This window comes from Rhizobium sp. RU20A, assembly GCF_900155885.1.
In the GTDB taxonomy this organism is placed as follows: Bacteria; Pseudomonadota; Alphaproteobacteria; order Rhizobiales; family Rhizobiaceae; genus RU20A.
The window spans coordinates 1,339,797-1,356,484 of the sequence record NZ_FTMB01000001.1 but is presented as its reverse complement, the minus strand read 5'-3'; the positions used below and the strand labels follow the sequence as shown (position 1 = coordinate 1,356,484).

The 16,688-nt window shown below is 64.4% G+C and carries 17 protein-coding genes; 8 read left to right on the top strand and 9 right to left on the bottom strand.

Going from position 1 to position 16,688, the window contains the following annotated elements; all coding sequences use genetic code 11:
• Positions 1-218 precede the first annotated feature (218 nt).
• On the bottom strand, positions 219-404 hold the full coding sequence (locus F3H41_RS06525) for a DUF1059 domain-containing protein (RefSeq protein ID WP_149737765.1): 186 nt from the start codon (positions 402-404) through the stop codon (positions 219-221).
• 208 nt (positions 405-612) lie between these two features.
• On the opposite strand from F3H41_RS06525, the gene F3H41_RS06520 reads away from it, so the two are divergent.
• Complete coding sequence (locus F3H41_RS06520) at positions 613-1,161, top strand: adenine phosphoribosyltransferase (protein WP_149737764.1); 549 nt, start codon at positions 613-615, stop codon at positions 1,159-1,161.
• Positions 1,162-1,424: 263 nt separating this feature from the next.
• Here F3H41_RS06520 and F3H41_RS06510 read toward each other — a convergent pair whose 3' ends face one another.
• From F3H41_RS06510 to ychF, 3 genes are all read right to left on the bottom strand, one after another.
• Positions 1,425-1,889: a MaoC/PaaZ C-terminal domain-containing protein gene (locus tag F3H41_RS06510; RefSeq protein WP_149737762.1), complete on the bottom strand. Its 465-nt coding sequence runs from the start codon at positions 1,887-1,889 to the stop codon at positions 1,425-1,427.
• Complete coding sequence (locus F3H41_RS06505; protein ID WP_149737761.1) at positions 1,886-2,353, bottom strand: MaoC family dehydratase; 468 nt, start codon at positions 2,351-2,353, stop codon at positions 1,886-1,888. The genes F3H41_RS06510 and F3H41_RS06505 overlap by 4 nt, the downstream gene beginning before the upstream one ends.
• A gap of 134 nt (positions 2,354-2,487) precedes the next feature.
• Positions 2,488-3,591: a redox-regulated ATPase YchF gene (gene ychF / locus F3H41_RS06500; protein WP_149737760.1), complete on the bottom strand. Its 1,104-nt coding sequence runs from the start codon at positions 3,589-3,591 to the stop codon at positions 2,488-2,490.
• A 219-nt stretch (positions 3,592-3,810) separates the two neighbouring features.
• On the opposite strand from ychF, the gene clpS reads away from it, so the two are divergent.
• Entirely contained in the window at positions 3,811-4,122 is a 312-nt protein-coding gene (clpS, locus tag F3H41_RS06495; protein WP_149737759.1) for an ATP-dependent Clp protease adapter ClpS, read from the top strand.
• A gap of 25 nt (positions 4,123-4,147) precedes the next feature.
• On the opposite strand, the gene pth is transcribed toward clpS, so the two are convergent.
• From pth to F3H41_RS06475, 4 genes are all read right to left on the bottom strand, one after another.
• Positions 4,148-4,891: an aminoacyl-tRNA hydrolase gene (pth, locus tag F3H41_RS06490; RefSeq protein WP_149737758.1), complete on the bottom strand. Its 744-nt coding sequence runs from the start codon at positions 4,889-4,891 to the stop codon at positions 4,148-4,150.
• A gap of 120 nt (positions 4,892-5,011) precedes the next feature.
• The gene (locus F3H41_RS06485) at positions 5,012-5,743 is read right to left on the bottom strand and encodes a transporter substrate-binding domain-containing protein (protein WP_188129356.1); all 732 of its coding nucleotides are present in this window, start codon (positions 5,741-5,743) and stop codon (positions 5,012-5,014) included.
• A complete protein-coding gene (locus tag F3H41_RS06480) occupies positions 5,740-8,142 on the bottom strand; it encodes an EAL domain-containing protein (protein ID WP_149737756.1) in 2,403 nt (800 codons plus the stop codon). Before F3H41_RS06480 ends, F3H41_RS06485 begins: the two co-directional genes overlap by 4 nt.
• Positions 8,143-8,350: 208 nt before the next feature.
• Positions 8,351-8,965, bottom strand: a complete 615-nt coding sequence (locus tag F3H41_RS06475) for a 50S ribosomal protein L25/general stress protein Ctc (protein WP_149737755.1) — start codon at positions 8,963-8,965, stop codon at positions 8,351-8,353.
• Positions 8,966-9,279: 314 nt separating this feature from the next.
• Here F3H41_RS06475 and F3H41_RS06470 point away from each other — a divergent pair, with 314 nt between their 5' ends.
• From F3H41_RS06470 to F3H41_RS06460, 3 genes are all read left to right on the top strand, one after another.
• A complete protein-coding gene (locus F3H41_RS06470; RefSeq protein ID WP_149737754.1) occupies positions 9,280-10,236 on the top strand; it encodes a helix-turn-helix domain-containing protein in 957 nt (318 codons plus the stop codon).
• Between the two features lie 180 nt (positions 10,237-10,416).
• Entirely contained in the window at positions 10,417-11,925 is a 1,509-nt protein-coding gene (gene adh / locus F3H41_RS06465; protein ID WP_149737753.1) for an aldehyde dehydrogenase, read from the top strand.
• A 126-nt stretch (positions 11,926-12,051) separates the two neighbouring features.
• Entirely contained in the window at positions 12,052-12,444 is a 393-nt protein-coding gene (locus F3H41_RS06460; protein ID WP_149737752.1) for a DUF779 domain-containing protein, read from the top strand.
• Positions 12,445-12,465: 21 nt separating this feature from the next.
• Here the strand turns inward: F3H41_RS06460 and F3H41_RS06455 are convergent, their stop codons facing one another.
• Positions 12,466-14,301, bottom strand: coding sequence for a hypothetical protein (locus F3H41_RS06455; RefSeq protein WP_149737751.1), 1,836 nt, complete (start codon positions 14,299-14,301; stop codon positions 12,466-12,468).
• A gap of 267 nt (positions 14,302-14,568) precedes the next feature.
• Between F3H41_RS06455 and F3H41_RS06450 the strand changes: the two genes are divergently transcribed.
• From F3H41_RS06450 to F3H41_RS06440, 3 genes are read left to right on the top strand one after another with little or no spacing between them, the layout of a single operon-like run.
• The gene (locus F3H41_RS06450; protein WP_149737750.1) at positions 14,569-15,588 is read left to right on the top strand and encodes a glycosyltransferase; all 1,020 of its coding nucleotides are present in this window, start codon (positions 14,569-14,571) and stop codon (positions 15,586-15,588) included.
• Positions 15,585-16,301 carry a class I SAM-dependent methyltransferase gene (locus F3H41_RS06445; RefSeq protein WP_149737749.1) on the top strand — a complete coding sequence of 239 codons (717 nt, stop codon included), beginning with the start codon at positions 15,585-15,587 and terminating at the stop codon, positions 16,299-16,301. The genes F3H41_RS06450 and F3H41_RS06445 overlap by 4 nt, the downstream gene beginning before the upstream one ends.
• Positions 16,298-16,663, top strand: coding sequence for a transporter (locus F3H41_RS06440; protein WP_149737748.1), 366 nt, complete (start codon positions 16,298-16,300; stop codon positions 16,661-16,663). Before F3H41_RS06445 ends, F3H41_RS06440 begins: the two co-directional genes overlap by 4 nt.
• Positions 16,664-16,688: the final 25 nt, after the last annotated feature.

Sequence of the window (16,688 nt, the reverse complement as noted above, 5' to 3'; positions counted from 1 at the left end):
TAAGGTGGCACACCCATTCTCGCCGTCGTCCTCGGGCTCGACCCGAGGACCCATGCCGCCCTCGACGACCTAAGCCTGGATCCTCGGCTCTGCGGCCGAGGATGACGGAGGTTGGGTGAAGCCCCTCCGGACGATCAGCGTGATGGAGCGCGTTGCTCGATGATCACCCTTCCGCTCTCAGGCCTTTCCGTGTGCATGACACGCGGCCGGAAGGAAACTCACGCCACCTTCTGCTCCTCGCGCACGCGTGCCTTGATCGCCTCGACCATCGTCTCGCGAATCATCGGCTCGTTATGGGCGGCGCGAATGTGCTCGACGGCGCGGCGCACGACTTCCGCTTCGCTGTCGGCGCGTGTGTGCCAGTTGCAGCCGGGCACGAGGGTTCCGCATTCGAAAAGACGCATTTCATCCTCCTTGACGTTGAGACACGGCGCCGCCCGCCTCCCTGCGGGACCGGAGCCGGGCCGCTCCTCTTGCGACCGTAACGGTCGAACACGGATGGGGCGTCAAAGGTTCCCGTGCGGACACAAAGGCGTTGGGCAAAGCAGAGGAGCGGTGCTATGGCTTGCGGCCGACCGTCCCGAGACAGAGCAACAGAGGCACCGCGTTCCCATGACGTCTTCTTCCCTCGAAGCCGAGCTGATCGCCGCGATCCGCACGATTACCGACTATCCAAAGCCGGGCATCCTGTTTCGCGACATCACCACGCTTCTCGGCAATCCCAGAGCCTTCCGCCGTGCCGTGGACGAGTTGGTGCACCCTTATGCCGGCACGAAGATCGACAAGATCGCCGGCGTGGAGGCACGCGGCTTCATCTTGGGCGGTGCCATGGCGCACCAGCTCTCGGCCGGCTTCGTGCCGATCCGCAAGAAGGGCAAGCTGCCGCATGATACGGTGCGCATCGCCTATAGCCTGGAATATGGCGTCGACGAGATGGAGATGCACCGCGACGCCATCGTGCCGGGCGAAAAGGTCATCCTCGTCGACGACCTCATCGCCACGGGCGGTACCGCCGAGGGGGCGGTCAAGCTCTTGCAGCAGATGGGCGCAGACATCGTCGCCGCCTGCTTCGTCATCGACCTGCCGGACCTTGGCGGGCGCGCCAAGCTCGAGGCGCTCGGCGTCAATGTGCGCACGCTGATTGCGTTTCCGGGGCATTGAAGACTTGCGAGGCCATGGGTCTCACGGGCATTTGCATGTGCCGGGAACACCCCCCTCTGTCACTTCGTGACATCTCCCCCACAAGGGGGGAGATTGGCCGGCGGGCGTTTGCACGCCATCAGAGAAAAGCCCGTATATCTTCCGTAGCGCTTGTTCGGAGGCGGGGCTGAGCCTCCATCTGATCTCCCCCCTTGTGGGGGAGATGTCCGGCAGGACAGAGGGGGGTATCGGGGTAATCTCGCCCAACCCTCGACGTTCACCCCTCACACGAACTCGATCACCCGGTTTTCGAAGCGCATCACCTCTTCGCCGTTCTGGTTCTCGCCGCTGCCGATGCCGCAGGCGATGCGGCGGTCGGGGCGGGTTTGGGGGGCGGGGTCGAGCGCGGTGAGGTAGAAGGTGATCGTGTCGCCGGCGTAAACCGGCTTCAGCCACTTCAGGTCCCGAAAGCCGGGCGAGGGGCCAAGGCGGGGGACGGCGCGGCCCTCGGCGGCGAGGCGCCGGCTTTCGTCCTGGCAGAAGCGGACGAAGCATTTCATCCAGCCGGCCGTCGTGTGCCAGCCGGAGGCGCAAAGGCCACCGAAGAGAGACGCCTGCGCTTTTTCCGCATCGAGGTGGAAGATCTGCGGATCGAAGGCGCTGGCAAAGCGCATGATATCGGCGTCGCTATAGGTGAGGGAACCGAGCGTTACCTTCACGCCGCGCGGGAAAATATCCTCGACGCTCATTCGTGCACCTGTGGTTTGGCCTGGCTGCGGAACAGGATCGGGCCTTCGGAAATGGCGACCGTCTCGCCATGCTGGTTGAGCACGGTGTTGCGGAAGCGGACGATGCCGATGCCGGGGCGCGAGCGCAGCAGCCGCGCTTCCAGCACATGGCTGTAGCCGGAGAGCGTGTCGCCGGCGAGGACCGGGCGGCGCCACTGCATGGTGTCGATGCCGGGCGAGCCCTGCGAGCTGGAGCGGCCGACGAAGCTGTCGCACATCATGCGCATGACCATGGCGCAGGTGTGCCAGCCGGAGGCGGAGAGGCCGCCGAGAATCGAGCGGCGACCGGCCTCTTCGTCGAGATGCATCGGCTGCGGGTCGAACTCCATGGCGAAGGCGACGATCTGGTCAGCCGTCACGGCGTGCGGCGCATAGTCAAAGCGCCGGCCGGGCGTGAAATCCTCGAACATGAGCGTGGCGCTCATTTCCGTTTCCCCTCTGTCAGGCGGCCCTTGTTCAAGCTGCCGTCATTTTCCGGAAGAATGGCAGGGCGCGCCGCGCATTCAAGCGGCGCATGCCGATCTCCACCGGCAATTTTCCCGTGCGGCCCGACGCTTGTTCAGGTGTTGAAGCGGAAGTGGATGACGTCGCCATCAGCAACGACATATTCCTTGCCTTCGTCACGGCCTTTGCCGGCTTCCTTGGCGCCGACCTCGCCCTTGTAGGCGATGTAGTCGTCATAGCCGATCGTGAAGGCGCGGATGAAGCCGCGTTCGAAATCGGAGTGGATGACGCCGGCGGCGGCGGGCGCCTTGGTGCCGCGCACGATCGTCCAGGCACGGCATTCCTTAGGGCCGACGGTGAAATAGGTGATGAGGTCGAGCAGGTGGTAGCCGGCGCGGATCAGGCGGTCGAGACCGGCTTCCTCAAGGCCGAGCGCCGAGAGGAATTCGGCCGCTTCCTCTTCCGGCAGCTGCGCGACTTCGGATTCGATGGCGGCCGAGATGATCACGCATTCGGCGCCCTGGCTCGCCGCCATGGCGGCGACGGCTTCGGTGTGCTTGTTGCCGGTGGCCGCGTCCCCTTCGGCGACGTTGCAGACGTAAAGCACCGGATGAGAGGTCAGGAGGTTGAGGCCCTTGAGGATGTCGATGTCCTCGGCGGCAAGCGTCTTCAGCAGCAGGCGAGCCGGCTTGCCTTCGGTGAGGAGCTTGATGACGGCTTCCATGACCGGCAGGTTGGCAAGGCTTTCCTTGTCCTTGCTGGCGGCGCGCTTGCGGGTCTGTTCGACGCGGCGCTCGAGGCTTTCGAGGTCGGCGAGCATCAACTCGGTCTCGATGGTTTCGGCGTCGCCGACGGGGTCGATGCGCCCTTCGACATGGGTGATGTCGGTGTCCTCGAAGCAGCGCAGCACATGCACGATGGCATCGACTTCGCGGATATTGGCGAGGAACTTGTTGCCGAGGCCTTCACCCTTCGAGGCGCCGCGCACGAGGCCGGCGATATCGACGAAGGAGATGCGGGTCGGGATGATTTCCTTGGAGCCCGCGATGGCGGCGAGCTTGGGCATGCGCGCATCCGGCACGGCCACTTCGCCGGTGTTCGGCTCGATGGTGCAGAAGGGGTAGTTGGCGGCCTGGGCGGCGGCCGTCTTGGTCAGTGCGTTGAAAAGGGTCGACTTGCCGACATTGGGCAGGCCGACGATACCGCATTTGAAACCCATGGGGGAGGCCTCTTGATCCTGAAGAAATGGTTGGGCCCGCTATGGTCGAAACGGCCGGGCGGGTCAAGCCTTGCGGGTCTTTCGCGAAGGGGCGCGGCGTGTGCGCCTTCTTGCCCGCAGCACTTCGATGGCCCATATCAGAGGGGTAGCTGACATCTGCCATTCCGGCCGCGTGTGGCATGTGACCGGAAGGGATGACGCAAGGATGAGCCATCCGACATGAGCGACAAGGACATCGCCCTCAAGCCGAAAACCGTGACCAAACCGAAGCTGGACCGTCCCCGGCTCTACAAGGTCATTCTCTATAATGACGATTACACGCCGCGCGAATTCGTCACGGTGGTGCTGAAGGTCGTGTTCCGCATGTCGAACGAGGCGGGTTATCGGGTGATGATGACGGCCCACAAGCTCGGTTCGGCCGTCGTCGTGGTCTGCGCCAAGGACATTGCCGAAACCAAGGTGGCGGAAGCGATGGACCTCGCCAAGGAGGCCGGCTTTCCGCTGATGCTGAAGGCAGAGCCGGAGGAGTAGGGTGCGGCTTTCGCGCCCGGGTGTCTCAGTCGCCGTCCTTCTTTGCAAACATCCGTTTCAGCATGTCGGCCATGGGGCCGGTGGTCGGCAGCATTTTCGGGACATCCGGCCTTGCCTGCCGGATATGCGATTTGCCGGCCGGCTTGGGTGCCGACGGTGGCGCTGGCGGTTTCGGACGCGCCGGCGCGTCTGGCTCGGCCGGGGCGCCGGTCGCCAGCGCCAGCTTGTTGAGAAGCTGCGAATCCTCGGCCCTCACCAGCATCTCGGCATTGTCGGCGAGCGCGTCGAGCAGAGGCTCCAGCCAGACAGCGTCGGCCTTGGCGAAATCGCCGAGAACGTGATTGTTGACCAGTTCCTTCGCGCCGGGATGGCCGATGCCGAGGCGCAGGCGCCGGTAGTCCTTGCCGCAATGGGCGTCGAGCGATTTGATGCCGTTGTGTCCGCCATGGCCGCCGCCGGTCTTCAGCCGGGCGCGTCCGGGCGCAAGGTCGAGTTCGTCATAGATGGCGATGATGTCGCCCGGCGCGAGCTTGTAGAAGCGCACGGCCTCCCCGACGGCTTCGCCCGACAGGTTCATGAAGGTCTGCGGCTTGAGCAGCAGAACCTTTTCGCCGGCCAGTTCGCCTTCCGAAATCTCCGCCTTGAACTTGCGGGTCCAGGGGCCGAACGCATGGCGCCGGTGCAGCGCGTCGACGGCCATGAAGCCGATATTGTGCCGGTTGCCGGCATATTTGGGGCCGGGATTGCCGAGGCCTACAATGATCTTCATGGTCTTCTTCTCACACGCCTCAGTCCCTGCGGTGCTCTTTGGCCTGATCGGCCGGCATCGGCGCCTTAGGGCGTTGCCAGACTTGCATCGCGAAGGTGGCAAACGTCAAGTCCGATGCGGTCAGCGCGACAGAACGATGCCGTAGTGGTTGAAGATCTCGTTCTGCCGGCCGGCCGCGATCAACTTCGCAAGGGCCGCGTTCAGGCGTGCCACGGTTCCGGAATCGACGGCCTTGTTGCAGGCGATGCCATAGCGCATCGTCGTCAGCGGCAGGGCTTTCTCAAGGCGTGGATACTTTTCCTTCAAGGCCTCGAAAAGATTATCCGAAAGGCCGATCAGCGCGACGCGGCCGCTCATCAGTTTGCGCAGGCTGGTGTCGAAGTCGGCGGAGATGTCGAGGCGGCTGAAGCCTTCGGCCGCCAGCACTTCCGCCACCACATCGCCGCGCTGCACCCCAACGCTGAGATCGCGGGCTTCTGCGATGATCTTCGGCACGACCGACGTGCCCGACAGGCGCACGAGGCTGGTCGTCCCGTAGCCCACGGGCTCGATCCATTTGAAGAGACGGTCGCGATGCGGCGTGCGGGCAGCGCCAAGCACGCAGGTCTGCTTGTTGACGAGGGCAAGCTTGTAGGCGCGTGCCCAGGGCATCATCCGCACCGACACATCGACGTCGGCACTTGCAGCAATTTCGCGGGCCTGATCGACGACCACGCCCTTGATTTCTCCGCCTTCCTCGAAGGAGACGGGCCGGTAATCCTCGGTGAGAAACGTCAGGGTTTCCCTGGCCTCGGCTTTGGCCGCAAAACCGGGCGCTGCGAGAAGCAGGAGGGCGGCGGCGAGGGCCTTCACGCGCTGTTCTCCAGCAGTGCCATCACTTCCTGGCTGCTGTCCTTGGCCTCCGATTCGCTTTCCAGCATCTCGATCGTCTTGTCGATGTTCATCGGCCGGCTGAAGAGATAGCCCTGCCCGAAATCGATGCCGAGCTTGCCGAGCAGTTCGGCCTGTTCGCCCGTCTCGACTCCTTCGGCAACGACGGAGCAGCCCATCTGGTGGGAGATGGTGCGGATGCCCTTGATCAGCATGCGGCTCTTGCGACGGGCATCGCTGTTGCCGGTGGTCAGGGCGCGGGTGAAGGACTGGTCCACTTTGACGATATCGACCGGGAAGCGGCTGAGATAGCTCAGCGAGGAATAGCCCGTGCCGAAATCGTCGAGCGCGATCTGGCAGCCGAATTCGCTGAGCTGGCTGAGAACGGCGTGGACATCGGGATTGTCGAGCATCAAAACGGCTTCGGTGATCTCGATCACCACGCGCTTGGGAGCGATGTGGTGCTTGAGGAGCAGCGCCGCCAGCCGGCTCGGCAGGCTGATGTCGAACTGGAGCGGAGAGAAGTTGATGGCGACGTAGGTGCCATCGGTGCCTTCAAGGGTTGAAATGCGTGCGAGATGCTCGATCGACTGCTCCATGATGCGTTCGCCGATGCGCCCGATCGAGCCGTTTTCCTCGGCAATCGCAATGATCTTGGCGGGCGAGATGAGTCCGCGATCGGGATGGTTGATGCGCATCAGGGCTTCGAAGCCGACGATCATCCCGTTGCGCAGGCTGATGATCGGCTGCAGATGCGTTTCAAGCCAGTTGTTGCGCAGGGCCGCTTCGATGCTGAGCTCGATTTCGTGGCGTTCGCGGGCGTCGTCGAACATGGAGCTGTCGAAGACCCGCAGGCCGTTCTTGCCGGCACGCTTGCGGTCATACATCGCCATGTCGGCCTTGAGGATCAGGTCGGCGGCGCTATCGGCCTGGGCGGGGTAGACGGCCATGCCCATGCTGGCGCTGATCGAGACGTCGGTGCCGGCGATGTTGAAGGGCTCGCGCAGTTCCGCGCAGATGCGCTCGCCGATCTCGACTGAAATCGTCTGGGCGTTCATGGCCGAGATCAGGATGGCGAATTCATCGCCGCCGAGGCGCGCCATGATATCGTTGCCGCGCAGATGCTCCCGGCATCGCGCCACCACCTTGCGCAGCAGCGTATCGCCGGCGGCGTGGCCGAGATTGTCGTTGATCCACTTGAAGCGGTCGAGGTCGATGAAGAGGCAGGCGAGTTGCTGGCCCGTTTCGTCCGCCGAGCGGATCGAGCCGTCCAGCGCCGCTTCGAAGCCCTGGCGGTTCAACTGGCCGGTCAGGTGGTCGGTGATCGCCAGCGACAGGTTGCGGCTTTCGGCGGCCTTGAGCGCGGTCACATCGGTCATCACCGAGAGCGAGCTCGCCTCGGTATCGCCGGTCGGCTCGGTGGTTTCGAGGATCAGCACCGTCATCCAGCTGCCGTCCGCCTTGCGCAGCGGCAGGGTGACCTCGCAGGTGAAGGCGTCCGCGCCGCTCTCGGCCGAGGTGCGGTCGCGGTAAGTCTCGTGGGAGGCGGGATCGAGAAGTTCGGTGAAGGGACGGCCGATCACCTCTTCACGCTGATAGCCGGTCGCGGCCAGCCAGTAATCGCTGACGGCTGTGATGCGATCGAGACTGTCGAGCGAGAACAGCATGGCCGGCGTGCCGTTGTAGATTTCGGCGGCGCGGTCGTGGGCGCGCTTCAGTTCGTGCTCTTCCCGTTCCAGCTTGTCCTGCATGCGGTTGAAGCTTGCGGCAAGGGCGCCCATCTCGTCGCGCGAGTGCCAGTCGACGCGGTGGCGCGAACCGAGCTGGTCGGTGGCTTCGATGGCGGCGGTCAGGCGCGTCAGGGGGCGCATGACGATCAGCCGGTTGCCGATGATCGCCGCCGCAAAGACCACGCCGACCGACAGCAGCAGGATGGCGAGCATGCTGACCTCGCCCTCCTGGAAGCCGGAATGCATGGCGCCGGGATCGATGGTGAGGCTGAGCGTGCCGACGTAATGCGATCCGTCGCGGTCGAGGTAGTTGATGTTGGTCGTGCGGATTTCGCCGCTGGATTTGTCGCTGCCGCCGCTTGCCCGGGCGTTGATGTTGATGGTGCCGGACGTGTCGCGGATGACGACGGCGGTGACGACATCATTGACCAGCAGCGAATTGGCGATCCGCCGCACGCTCGGACTGTCGAGATCCCACATCGGCTTGCCGAGCGATTCGCTTGCCGTTCCCATGAGAACGTCGACCGCCGTCATGCGCTCGCGCACCACCCGCTCGGATGTCAGCATGAAATAGAAGATGAGCAAGGGGACCACAACCAGCAGGGCGGTTCCCGTGACAATCGCAAGAAAGCGGTTTTCGACCGAGTGCATAAATCTTCCGCCTCAACAGCGCAGGGACGCAGAACAACAGGCCAGATCAAGGCCATTCCCTCCGCAGGACATCACGAAAAGCTTAAATGTTATTGAAAACCGACACTGGATGCGGCAGCGACGCACCTTGCTGCTGGAGACAAACAAAAACCCGCCCGGCTGGGGCAGCCGGACGGGTCTGATGGTTCCGCAGATAGCGTGGCTGAAATCAGCCTTCGCTGCCTTCTTCGGCAGCGGCTTCTTCGTCTTCCAGAACATCGGGAGCGGCGATCGTGGCGATCGTGAAATCACGGTCGGTGATCGTCGGCGCGGCACCGGCCGGCAGCGTGATGTTGGAGATGTGGATGCCGTCGCCGATCTTCAGGCCGGCGAGGTCGGCCGTCAGGGATTCCGGGATGGCATCGGCAGCGACGAGAAGCTCAACCGTGTGGCGGACGACGTTCAGAACGCCACCTTCCTTGATGCCCGGTGCCTTCTCTTCATTGATGAAGTGGACCGGAACTTCGACGGTGACCGTGCTGTTCTTCGACACGCGCAGGAAGTCGACGTGCATCGTGAAGTCGCGGACCGGATCGAGCTGGTAGTCCTTCGGCAGGACGCGGATCTTCTCGCCATTCACGTCGATGACGGCAACCGTCGTCATGAAGCCGCCAGCGTGGATGCGCTGCGTGACGTCCTTGGTGGAGATCGCGATGGAAATGGGGGCCTGCTTGTCACCGTAGATGACAGCGGGAATAAGACCGTTGCGACGAAGTTCACGGGAGGACCCCTTACCGACCCGTTCGCGCGTCTCGGCCTTGAGCTCGTAAGAAGCTTTGCTCATGGCAGTACCTTTCTAGTGTTATGGAGAGCTTTCCGGGCTTGAGCCGGGAAAGCCGAGGCTTGTCGCCTCATCCGCGTTGCCTCCAAGGGTGTCTACGCGGACGCGCGTCTCTAGCGGAGAAATGCCGGGAACGCAAGGCTTGCCGCCCCCATCATGCCTGGCGATGCCGCAATTGGCATTCGCCAACTGGCGCCGGCGAAAAACGCGGATGCGGCCCGCCTTCCACCATGGGCGATCTGGACGGCCGGTCGGAAAGCTGCCACCATGGTCGATAACGTTGCGTCTGGAGGAAGCCGCACCGGGAGGAGCGCCACATGAGCCAGCACGTCGATCATTGCGAACGTGTGTACAAGGTCGCGACCGAAAAGTCGTCAGCGGCCAGTTCGCCCATTGCCGCTTCCTGGCGGCGCTGCATGAGCCTTCATCACCTGACACCGGAAGAGGCCAAGGGGCCACAGCGGCTTTCAGAAGCGGAGTTCCGGATCGTCCGCGAACGCGCGGCACCGCTGATCGAGGAGGCCTCCGACGAGCTCGACCGTCTGTTCTCCATCGTCGGGCGCTCGGGCTGCTGCTTGCTGCTGACCGACGGGCAGGGGGTTGCCATCGACCGGCGCGGCGCGACCGGCGACGACAAGGAATTCCGATCCGTCGGCCTTTGGTCGGGGACGGTCTGGAGCGAGGCGAGCGCCGGCACCAATGGCATCGGCACGGCACTGGCCGACGAGCGCCCTGTGATCATCCATCGCGACCAGCATTTCCTGGCCCAGAACACCGGGCTTTCCTGCGCCACCGCGCCGGTGCGCGATCACCTCGGGCGCATCGCCGCGGCGATCGACGTATCCACCTGCCGGGAGGATGCGACCGACATGTCCATGGCGATCCTGTCGCAGGCCGTGCGCGATGCGGCGGGCCGCATCGAGGCCAATCTCTTTCGCCGCGCCTTTTCCCGCGCCCGCATCCTGCTCCTGCCGCAGGCGGCGCGTTCCGGTCCGGCACTTCTGGCCGTCGACCGGGACGACCTCGTGCTCGGAGCGACGAGGGCGGCACGCCATGCGCTCGATCTCGACGACAAGCGGATTGCGGCGGGCGTTCCTGCCGCCGATCTTCTCGGGGACCGGGTGGACGAGGAGGCGGAACTGCCGGATGCCGAGCGCTCCGCCCTTCGCCGTGTTCTCGCGCGCGCCGACGGCAATGTCTCCAAGGCGGCCGAGATGCTCGGCATCAGCCGCGCCACGCTCTACCGCAAGATGCGTCGTCTCCAGCTCGATTGAGTGCCTGATTTTGCGGCAATGCAGCATGGCATTCTGCCTCTTTGTGTCGCAGATGTGAGACAGATGTGACAGGTCCGCGACGCCGACGGGCTGGTCAAGCGACGCAAGGCAGCCCACCTTCTTCCCGACGGCCCCTGGAGGAGCCCTCACAGTTTGCCAACACATTCGGGAGGAATGGCCATGTTGCATCAGAAGATCGTCGAGAACCCCTTCAAGCAGAAGTACGGTAACTTCATCGGCGGCGAATGGCGCGAGCCGGTCGGCGGCCGCTATTTCGACAACACCACCCCGGTGACCGGCGGCGTGCTTTGCCAGATTGCCCGTTCGCAGGCCGAAGACATCGAGCTCGCGCTCGACGCCGCCCACGCCGCCAAGGACAAGTGGGCCCGCACCTCCACCACCGAACGCGCCAACATCCTCATGAAGATGGCGCAGCGCATGGAGGACAATCTTGAACTGCTCGCCAAGGCCGAGACCTGGGACAACGGCAAGCCTCTGCGCGAGACGATGGCCGCCGACATTCCGCTCGCCATCGATCACTTCCGCTACTTCGCTTCCTGCGTGCGTGCCCAGGAAGGCTCGATCGGCGAGATCGACCACGACACGATCGCCTACCATTTCCATGAGCCGCTCGGCGTCGTCGGCCAGATCATTCCGTGGAACTTCCCCATCCTGATGGCCGCCTGGAAGCTTGCGCCCGCGCTTGCTGCCGGCAACTGCGTGGTGCTGAAGCCGGCCGAACAGACGCCGGCCTCGATCCTTGTCTTTGCCGAGCTCGTCGGCGATCTCCTGCCGCCGGGTGTTCTCAACATCGTCAACGGTTTCGGCCTGGAAGCCGGCAAGCCGCTCGCCTCCAACCCGCGCATCGCCAAGATCGCCTTCACCGGTGAAACCTCCACCGGCCGCCTGATCATGCAGTATGCGTCGCAGAACCTCATCCCGGTGACGCTGGAACTGGGCGGCAAGTCGCCGAACATCTTCTTCGCCGACGTGATGGCCGAAGACGACGACTATTTCGACAAGGCGCTCGAAGGCTTCGCGATGTTCGCGCTGAACCAGGGCGAAGTCTGCACGTGCCCGAGCCGCGCGCTGGTGCATGAAAAGATCTACGACCGCTTCATGGAGCGCGCCATCAAGCGCGTCGAAGCCATCAAGCAGGGCAACCCGCTCGATGTCGCCACGATGATCGGGGCGCAGGCTTCCTCCGAACAGCTCGAGAAGATCCTCGCCTATATCGACATCGGCAAGCAGGAAGGCGCCAAGGTGCTGACCGGCGGTGCGCGCAACGAGCTTGAAGGTGACCTTTCCGGTGGCTTCTACGTCAAGCCGACGGTCTTCGAAGGCCACAACAAGATGCGCATCTTCCAGGAGGAAATCTTCGGGCCGGTGGTATCGGTCACGACCTTCAAGGACGATGCCGAGGCGCTCGAAATCGCCAACGACACGCTTTACGGCCTCGGTGCCGGCGTCTGGAGCCGCGATGCGAACCGCTGCTACCAGTTCGGCCGCAACATCCAGGCCGGGCGCGTCTGGACCAACTGCTACCATGCCTACCCGGCCCATGCGGCCTTCGGTGGCTACAAGCAGTCGGGCATCGGTCGCGAGACGCACAAGATGATGCTCGATCACTACCAGCAGACCAAGAACATGCTGGTCAGCTACTCGCCGAAGGCGCTGGGCTTCTTCTGAGCCGGAACCCGCACCGACGGCACGAGACGGGGGAGTGGCGCTGCGCCGCTCCCCCATTCCTGTTTGGCGGGTTGCTCGCGGGAGGCGAGGCGACCGACCGAAACGGCTTTGAAGGAGGAGACTTCCATGACAGAGGACACGGTGCGCGTCAGCGCGACGCCGGAGGCGCGGGCATTTCTGGCGGAGATCCGGCAGGACCATCCGGACGTCCTGTTTCACCAGTCGGGCGGCTGCTGCGACGGTTCCTCGCCCATGCTTTATCCGGCCGACGATTACATTGTCGGCGACCACGATGTGAAGCTCGGCGAGATCGACGGCGTGCCGGTCTATATCTCGGCCTCGCAGTTCGAGGTTTGGAAGCACACCGAACTCATCCTCGACGTGGTGCCGGGGCGAGGCGGCATGTTCTCGCTCGACAATGGACGCGAGCGCCGGTTTCTCACCCGTTCGCGGCTGCTGAATGGCGGCGGCGAGGCCTGCGCGATCCCGGCTGTCCGGCCGGGCATGCCAGCCGCCTGACGCGAGGCCTTGCGCCGTGCTTCACGGGCGAGTGACGCGGTAGAGCTTCAGGCTGGCACCGTCCGGCTGGGGAATCGGGGTGAGGAACGCCGGCACGTCGCCGCGCTCGAGATGGGCGTAAAGCCCGTCCGGCGCCCGCTTTGCCAGCAGGGATGTCTGGGTTTCCTGCGGGCAGAAGGCGACGAGCCTGACGCCGAGCGCGGCAAGCCGGGTGGCCGCCTCGGGCGGCGGTGCCATGCCAATCTGCAACTCCGCCAGCATCCCCGCCTGATTGCGGTGGTAGGGACCCGTCAGCACGCGATGCGGCGTATAGCGCAGCAGGCTGACACCAATGTCGGAGGGGGCGAGCACCGTGGTCGGCGCAAGCGTTGCAAGCTGTGAAACGCTGAGGGGACTGCCGCAGGCCGTCCGTTTGTCGAGGGACGTGTTTTCCAGTTCTGTGAGGCGCTGATCTCTCACCTCGGAGGGGATGACGAGCGCGAGCAGGGTCCAGACCGGACTGATGCTCGCCAGCGTCATGCCGACGAAGGCGAGGCTTCGGCCGATGTTTTTGGGCTCGGCGTGCGAGCGGGCCCTCAGATCGGCTATCGCGGCCGAGAGGGTGATGATTGCCAAGAGATCGAGGAAGAGCGTGCCGCGGATCTGGAACAGGGTCACGCCATAGGCGGTGAGAAGCAGCGGCAACAGCACGAGATACTGCGCGCGGCGGTCGTTCAGCGCGATGCGCCAGAGGCAGACGATGAGCGCGAGCGTACCCGTCGCGTAAAAGGTGCCGAGGTTTGTCGGCTCGTTGGCGAGGACGGAGGTGAAGGGCTGCGCTTCCTGGATCCCGTTCAGCCACAATTCGATCAGCAGCGGATCCATGGTCGCAAAGGGGCTTGCAAGGCACTGCGGCGCGACCTTGAGCGTGATAGCCAGCACACCGGCTGCCACCAGTGCAAGGGCCCCGACGCGGACCGGTCGTCTGGCCGACCGCAGGACAAGGGCGGCGGCGGCGAGGCTAAGGGCGCCGGTGAGGGAGGGCGCCATGAAGCCGAGCGAGAAGTTGTCGCAGGTGACCCGGCCGTAGTCGGCGGGTGCGATGGTCGCCACGAAGGTGGTGCACAAGGTGGCGGCCAAGGTGAGCGCGAAGGCGACGACGCCGGGACGGGCGCCATCCCCCAGAATGCACCACAGAAGGGCCGCGACCACGCAGATCGCCGCCACCAGTGGCACCGTCTCGACGCCAACGGCGATGGCAAGGCCCGCCGCAACGCCCGTCAGGGCTAAGCTCGCCGGTCGGCGGAGCGGATCCAGCAGCCCCGCCACGGCAAGGGCGATCAGGCTGACCTGCACATTGTGGTGATCGATGGCGCCCGGGCGAAAGCGATAGCCAGCTGTCACCATGACGGAGGCCAGCACCAGCCCGGCGATCATGCCTGGTCGTCCGCCGAGGCAGAGGCTTGCGCGGCCGATCCCGTAAAACAGCGGAATGATCAGGATGAGCGGCCATATCGTCACGGCCAGGCGCTCGGCTATCTCCGGCGTCGTCACAGTCGAGAAAAGGCGGATCATCGTCGCCATCGGCAGGTCGACGAGGCGCGACCAGTGCATCAGCGTTCCGCCCTCAAGGCCGAGGCGGTATTGCGTCGTATCGAACCAGGACTGGCCGTTGACCAGGTCGCGCACTTCGACCAGCCGCATGCCGTCATCATTATCAGGACCGATATAGTCGGTGGCATTCTTCAGGTGGGTGACAAACAGGAAGGCGATGACGATGGTTGTCGCGATCAGTACGGCTTTCCACACGCCTCCTGAGGCCGCGGGCCTACGCTGGACGGTGTCGGCAAGGGCGTCGGTGGACATGGGTTCGATCATCCGGCGTGGGCGTCCTGCGTGAGCGGGGCCCCGTAGCGCGGTCGCCGCTGAGGCGGCGCGGGCGGGGCAAGAGCGCGCGGATGCCCCCCGGTTTCCCGGAGCATGCAGCGCTCCCCATACCTAGCCTGAGGGCCTTAAAAGAAGGGTAAAGGCTTGCCGCACGGCCTTGCGGAAACCCGGCATTAACCCTGTTCGCTCTAGGGTCGGGAACCGGCGATCCGACAGGCATTGGCACTCGGGAGGATTGCGCGACCCAGGAAGGTTTCCATGCTGGCCGATCTCGACATTGCCGTGCTTTTGCCCTGCTACAACGAGGAAAAGACGATCCTCAATGTCGTGCGCGGTTTTCGCCAGGCCCTGCCGCGGGCGCGCATCTATGTCTACGACAACAATTCCACCGATGACACGGCGCTGAAGGCGGCGCTGGCCGGCGCCATCGTGCGAACCGAGCGGCGCCAGGGCAAGGGCAATGTCGTGCGGCGCATGTTCGCCGATATCGACGCCGACATCTACATCATGGCGGATGGCGACGGCACTTACAGCCCTGAGGATGCGCCGCAACTGGTGCTGACGTTGCTGACGGAAAGATCCGACATGGTGGTGGGCACCCGCCGCGGCGTGACGGCCGATGCCGGCCGCAATGGCCATGCCTTCGGCAACCGTCTGTTCAACCGGCTCTATCGCCATGCCTTCGGGGCCGATTTCACCGACATCTTTTCCGGTTACCGCGTCTTCTCTCGCCGCTTCGTCAAGAGTTTCCCGGCACTGTCCGGCGGCTTCGAGATCGAGACGGAAATGTCCGTGCATGCCTCGCGCCTCAAGCTGCCGGTGTCGGAACTTGCGCTCGACTATGGGCGGCGCCCGGAAGGGTCCACCTCCAAACTCTCCACCTTCCGGGATGGGGCGAAGATCCTCTGGATGTTCGCGCTGCTCATGAAGGAGACGCGGCCCTTCGCCTTCTTCGGCATGCTCGGCCTGCTTTTCATGGCGACAAGTCTCGTTTTCATGGAGCCGGTGCTGGTCGAATATTTCCGCACCGGCCTCGTGCCGCGCCTGCCGACCTGGGTCCTTTCCGTCAGCCTGATGCTGATCGCCTTCCTGATGGGAACGGTCGGGCTGATCCTCGATTCGCTGGCGCGCTCGCGCGCCGAGCAATTGCGCATCCACTATCTCTCGCTGCCGCAGGTGGCGGCGCCGGTGCATCAGGACGGCCGTTCGGCCGCAGATACTCCCCGCGCCCCGAGCGAAATGCCGGCAGCGGCCACCCTGGCCGGAGCAAACCGATGAACCGCGAAACCACCAACCGCATCCGCTTCGTCATCGAGGACGTCCTGCCGCCGATCCTGCGCGATTCGGCCATGTTCCGCGGGCTCGCCAAGCTCGTATGGGGCGAGCACATCGTGCATCTCGCCAAGTTTCGCGAGCGCGCGCCGCTGCTGACGCCGGAGGAATACGAGACGCTCTATCGTCACCATCCGCGCGTGCATGCCGGTACGGATAATTCCGATGCCTGCATCCACCGCATCGTCGGAGCCATCGAGGGGGAGAGCGTCTGCGATGTCGGCTGCGGCACGGGCGCGCTGCTGACCCATATCCGCGCTGGCAATCCGGGCCTCAAGCGCCTCACGGGCGTCGATTTCGTGGTGGAGGATGCCGCCCAGCTCGACGGGATCGACTATGTCGCGGCGCGCATCGAGGATCTGCCCTTTGCGGATGGCGAGTTCGACACGGTGGTCTGCACCCATGTGATCGAGCATGTGCTGGACTATCGCCAGGCGATTGCGGAGCTGCGCCGCATCGCGCGCCGCCGGCTCATCATCGTCGTGCCGCGCGAGCGCGAATATCGCTACAGCTTCAATCCGCACTTCAATTTCTTTCCCTACACGCACTCCTTCCTGCGCGCGATGCATCCGCTGCCGGCTGATTATGTCTGCGTCGATATCGGCCGCGACATCTTCTACAGCGAGGTGAGGGGCGAGCAGGCGAAGGTGGCGGCGTGAACGGGGCGTCGCAGTCGCCGCTGATCTGGGCGGGGCTTCTCGGCACGCCGCTCCTGATCGCGGTCGGACAGTTGCTCTTCAAGCTGACGAGTGCTCAGGTCGGTGCGCCCGGCGCCCGCAGCCTGATGATGATGTTCCTCAATCCGACGCTGATTGCGGCGCTTTTCATTTATGGCCTCGGCACGATCATCTGGATCTTCGTGCTGCGCAGCGTGCCGCTGACGCTCGCCTATTCCTTCATGGCGCTGACGTTCTGCTTCGTGCCGGTGCTGGCCAGCGTCTTTCTCGGCGAAGTGCTGACGGCACGCACACTGATCGGCGCGGCGCTGCTGATCGCCGGCACCATTGTCATCAACAGCTAATAGTTTGCATGCGGCTGCCCGTGAC

What these genes read in the sequence shown, in the direction of transcription:
- F3H41_RS06525 (WP_149737765.1), bottom strand. Translation starts at nt 404, where the DNA reads ATGCGTCTTTTCGAATGCGGAACCCTCGTGCCCGGCTGCAACTGGCAC.
- F3H41_RS06520 (WP_149737764.1), top strand. Translation starts at nt 613, where the DNA reads ATGACGTCTTCTTCCCTCGAAGCCGAGCTGATCGCCGCGATCCGCACG.
- F3H41_RS06510 (WP_149737762.1), bottom strand. Translation starts at nt 1,889, where the DNA reads ATGAGCGTCGAGGATATTTTCCCGCGCGGCGTGAAGGTAACGCTCGGT.
- F3H41_RS06505 (WP_149737761.1), bottom strand. Translation starts at nt 2,353, where the DNA reads ATGAGCGCCACGCTCATGTTCGAGGATTTCACGCCCGGCCGGCGCTTT.
- ychF (WP_149737760.1), bottom strand. Translation starts at nt 3,591, where the DNA reads ATGGGTTTCAAATGCGGTATCGTCGGCCTGCCCAATGTCGGCAAGTCG.
- clpS (WP_149737759.1), top strand. Translation starts at nt 3,811, where the DNA reads ATGAGCGACAAGGACATCGCCCTCAAGCCGAAAACCGTGACCAAACCG.
- pth (WP_149737758.1), bottom strand. Translation starts at nt 4,891, where the DNA reads ATGAAGATCATTGTAGGCCTCGGCAATCCCGGCCCCAAATATGCCGGC.
- F3H41_RS06480 (WP_149737756.1), bottom strand. Translation starts at nt 8,142, where the DNA reads ATGCACTCGGTCGAAAACCGCTTTCTTGCGATTGTCACGGGAACCGCC.
- F3H41_RS06475 (WP_149737755.1), bottom strand. Translation starts at nt 8,965, where the DNA reads ATGAGCAAAGCTTCTTACGAGCTCAAGGCCGAGACGCGCGAACGGGTC.
- F3H41_RS06470 (WP_149737754.1), top strand. Translation starts at nt 9,280, where the DNA reads ATGAGCCAGCACGTCGATCATTGCGAACGTGTGTACAAGGTCGCGACC.
- adh (WP_149737753.1), top strand. Translation starts at nt 10,417, where the DNA reads ATGTTGCATCAGAAGATCGTCGAGAACCCCTTCAAGCAGAAGTACGGT.
- F3H41_RS06460 (WP_149737752.1), top strand. Translation starts at nt 12,052, where the DNA reads ATGACAGAGGACACGGTGCGCGTCAGCGCGACGCCGGAGGCGCGGGCA.
- F3H41_RS06455 (WP_149737751.1), bottom strand. Translation starts at nt 14,301, where the DNA reads ATGATCGAACCCATGTCCACCGACGCCCTTGCCGACACCGTCCAGCGT.
- F3H41_RS06450 (WP_149737750.1), top strand. Translation starts at nt 14,569, where the DNA reads ATGCTGGCCGATCTCGACATTGCCGTGCTTTTGCCCTGCTACAACGAG.
- F3H41_RS06445 (WP_149737749.1), top strand. Translation starts at nt 15,585, where the DNA reads ATGAACCGCGAAACCACCAACCGCATCCGCTTCGTCATCGAGGACGTC.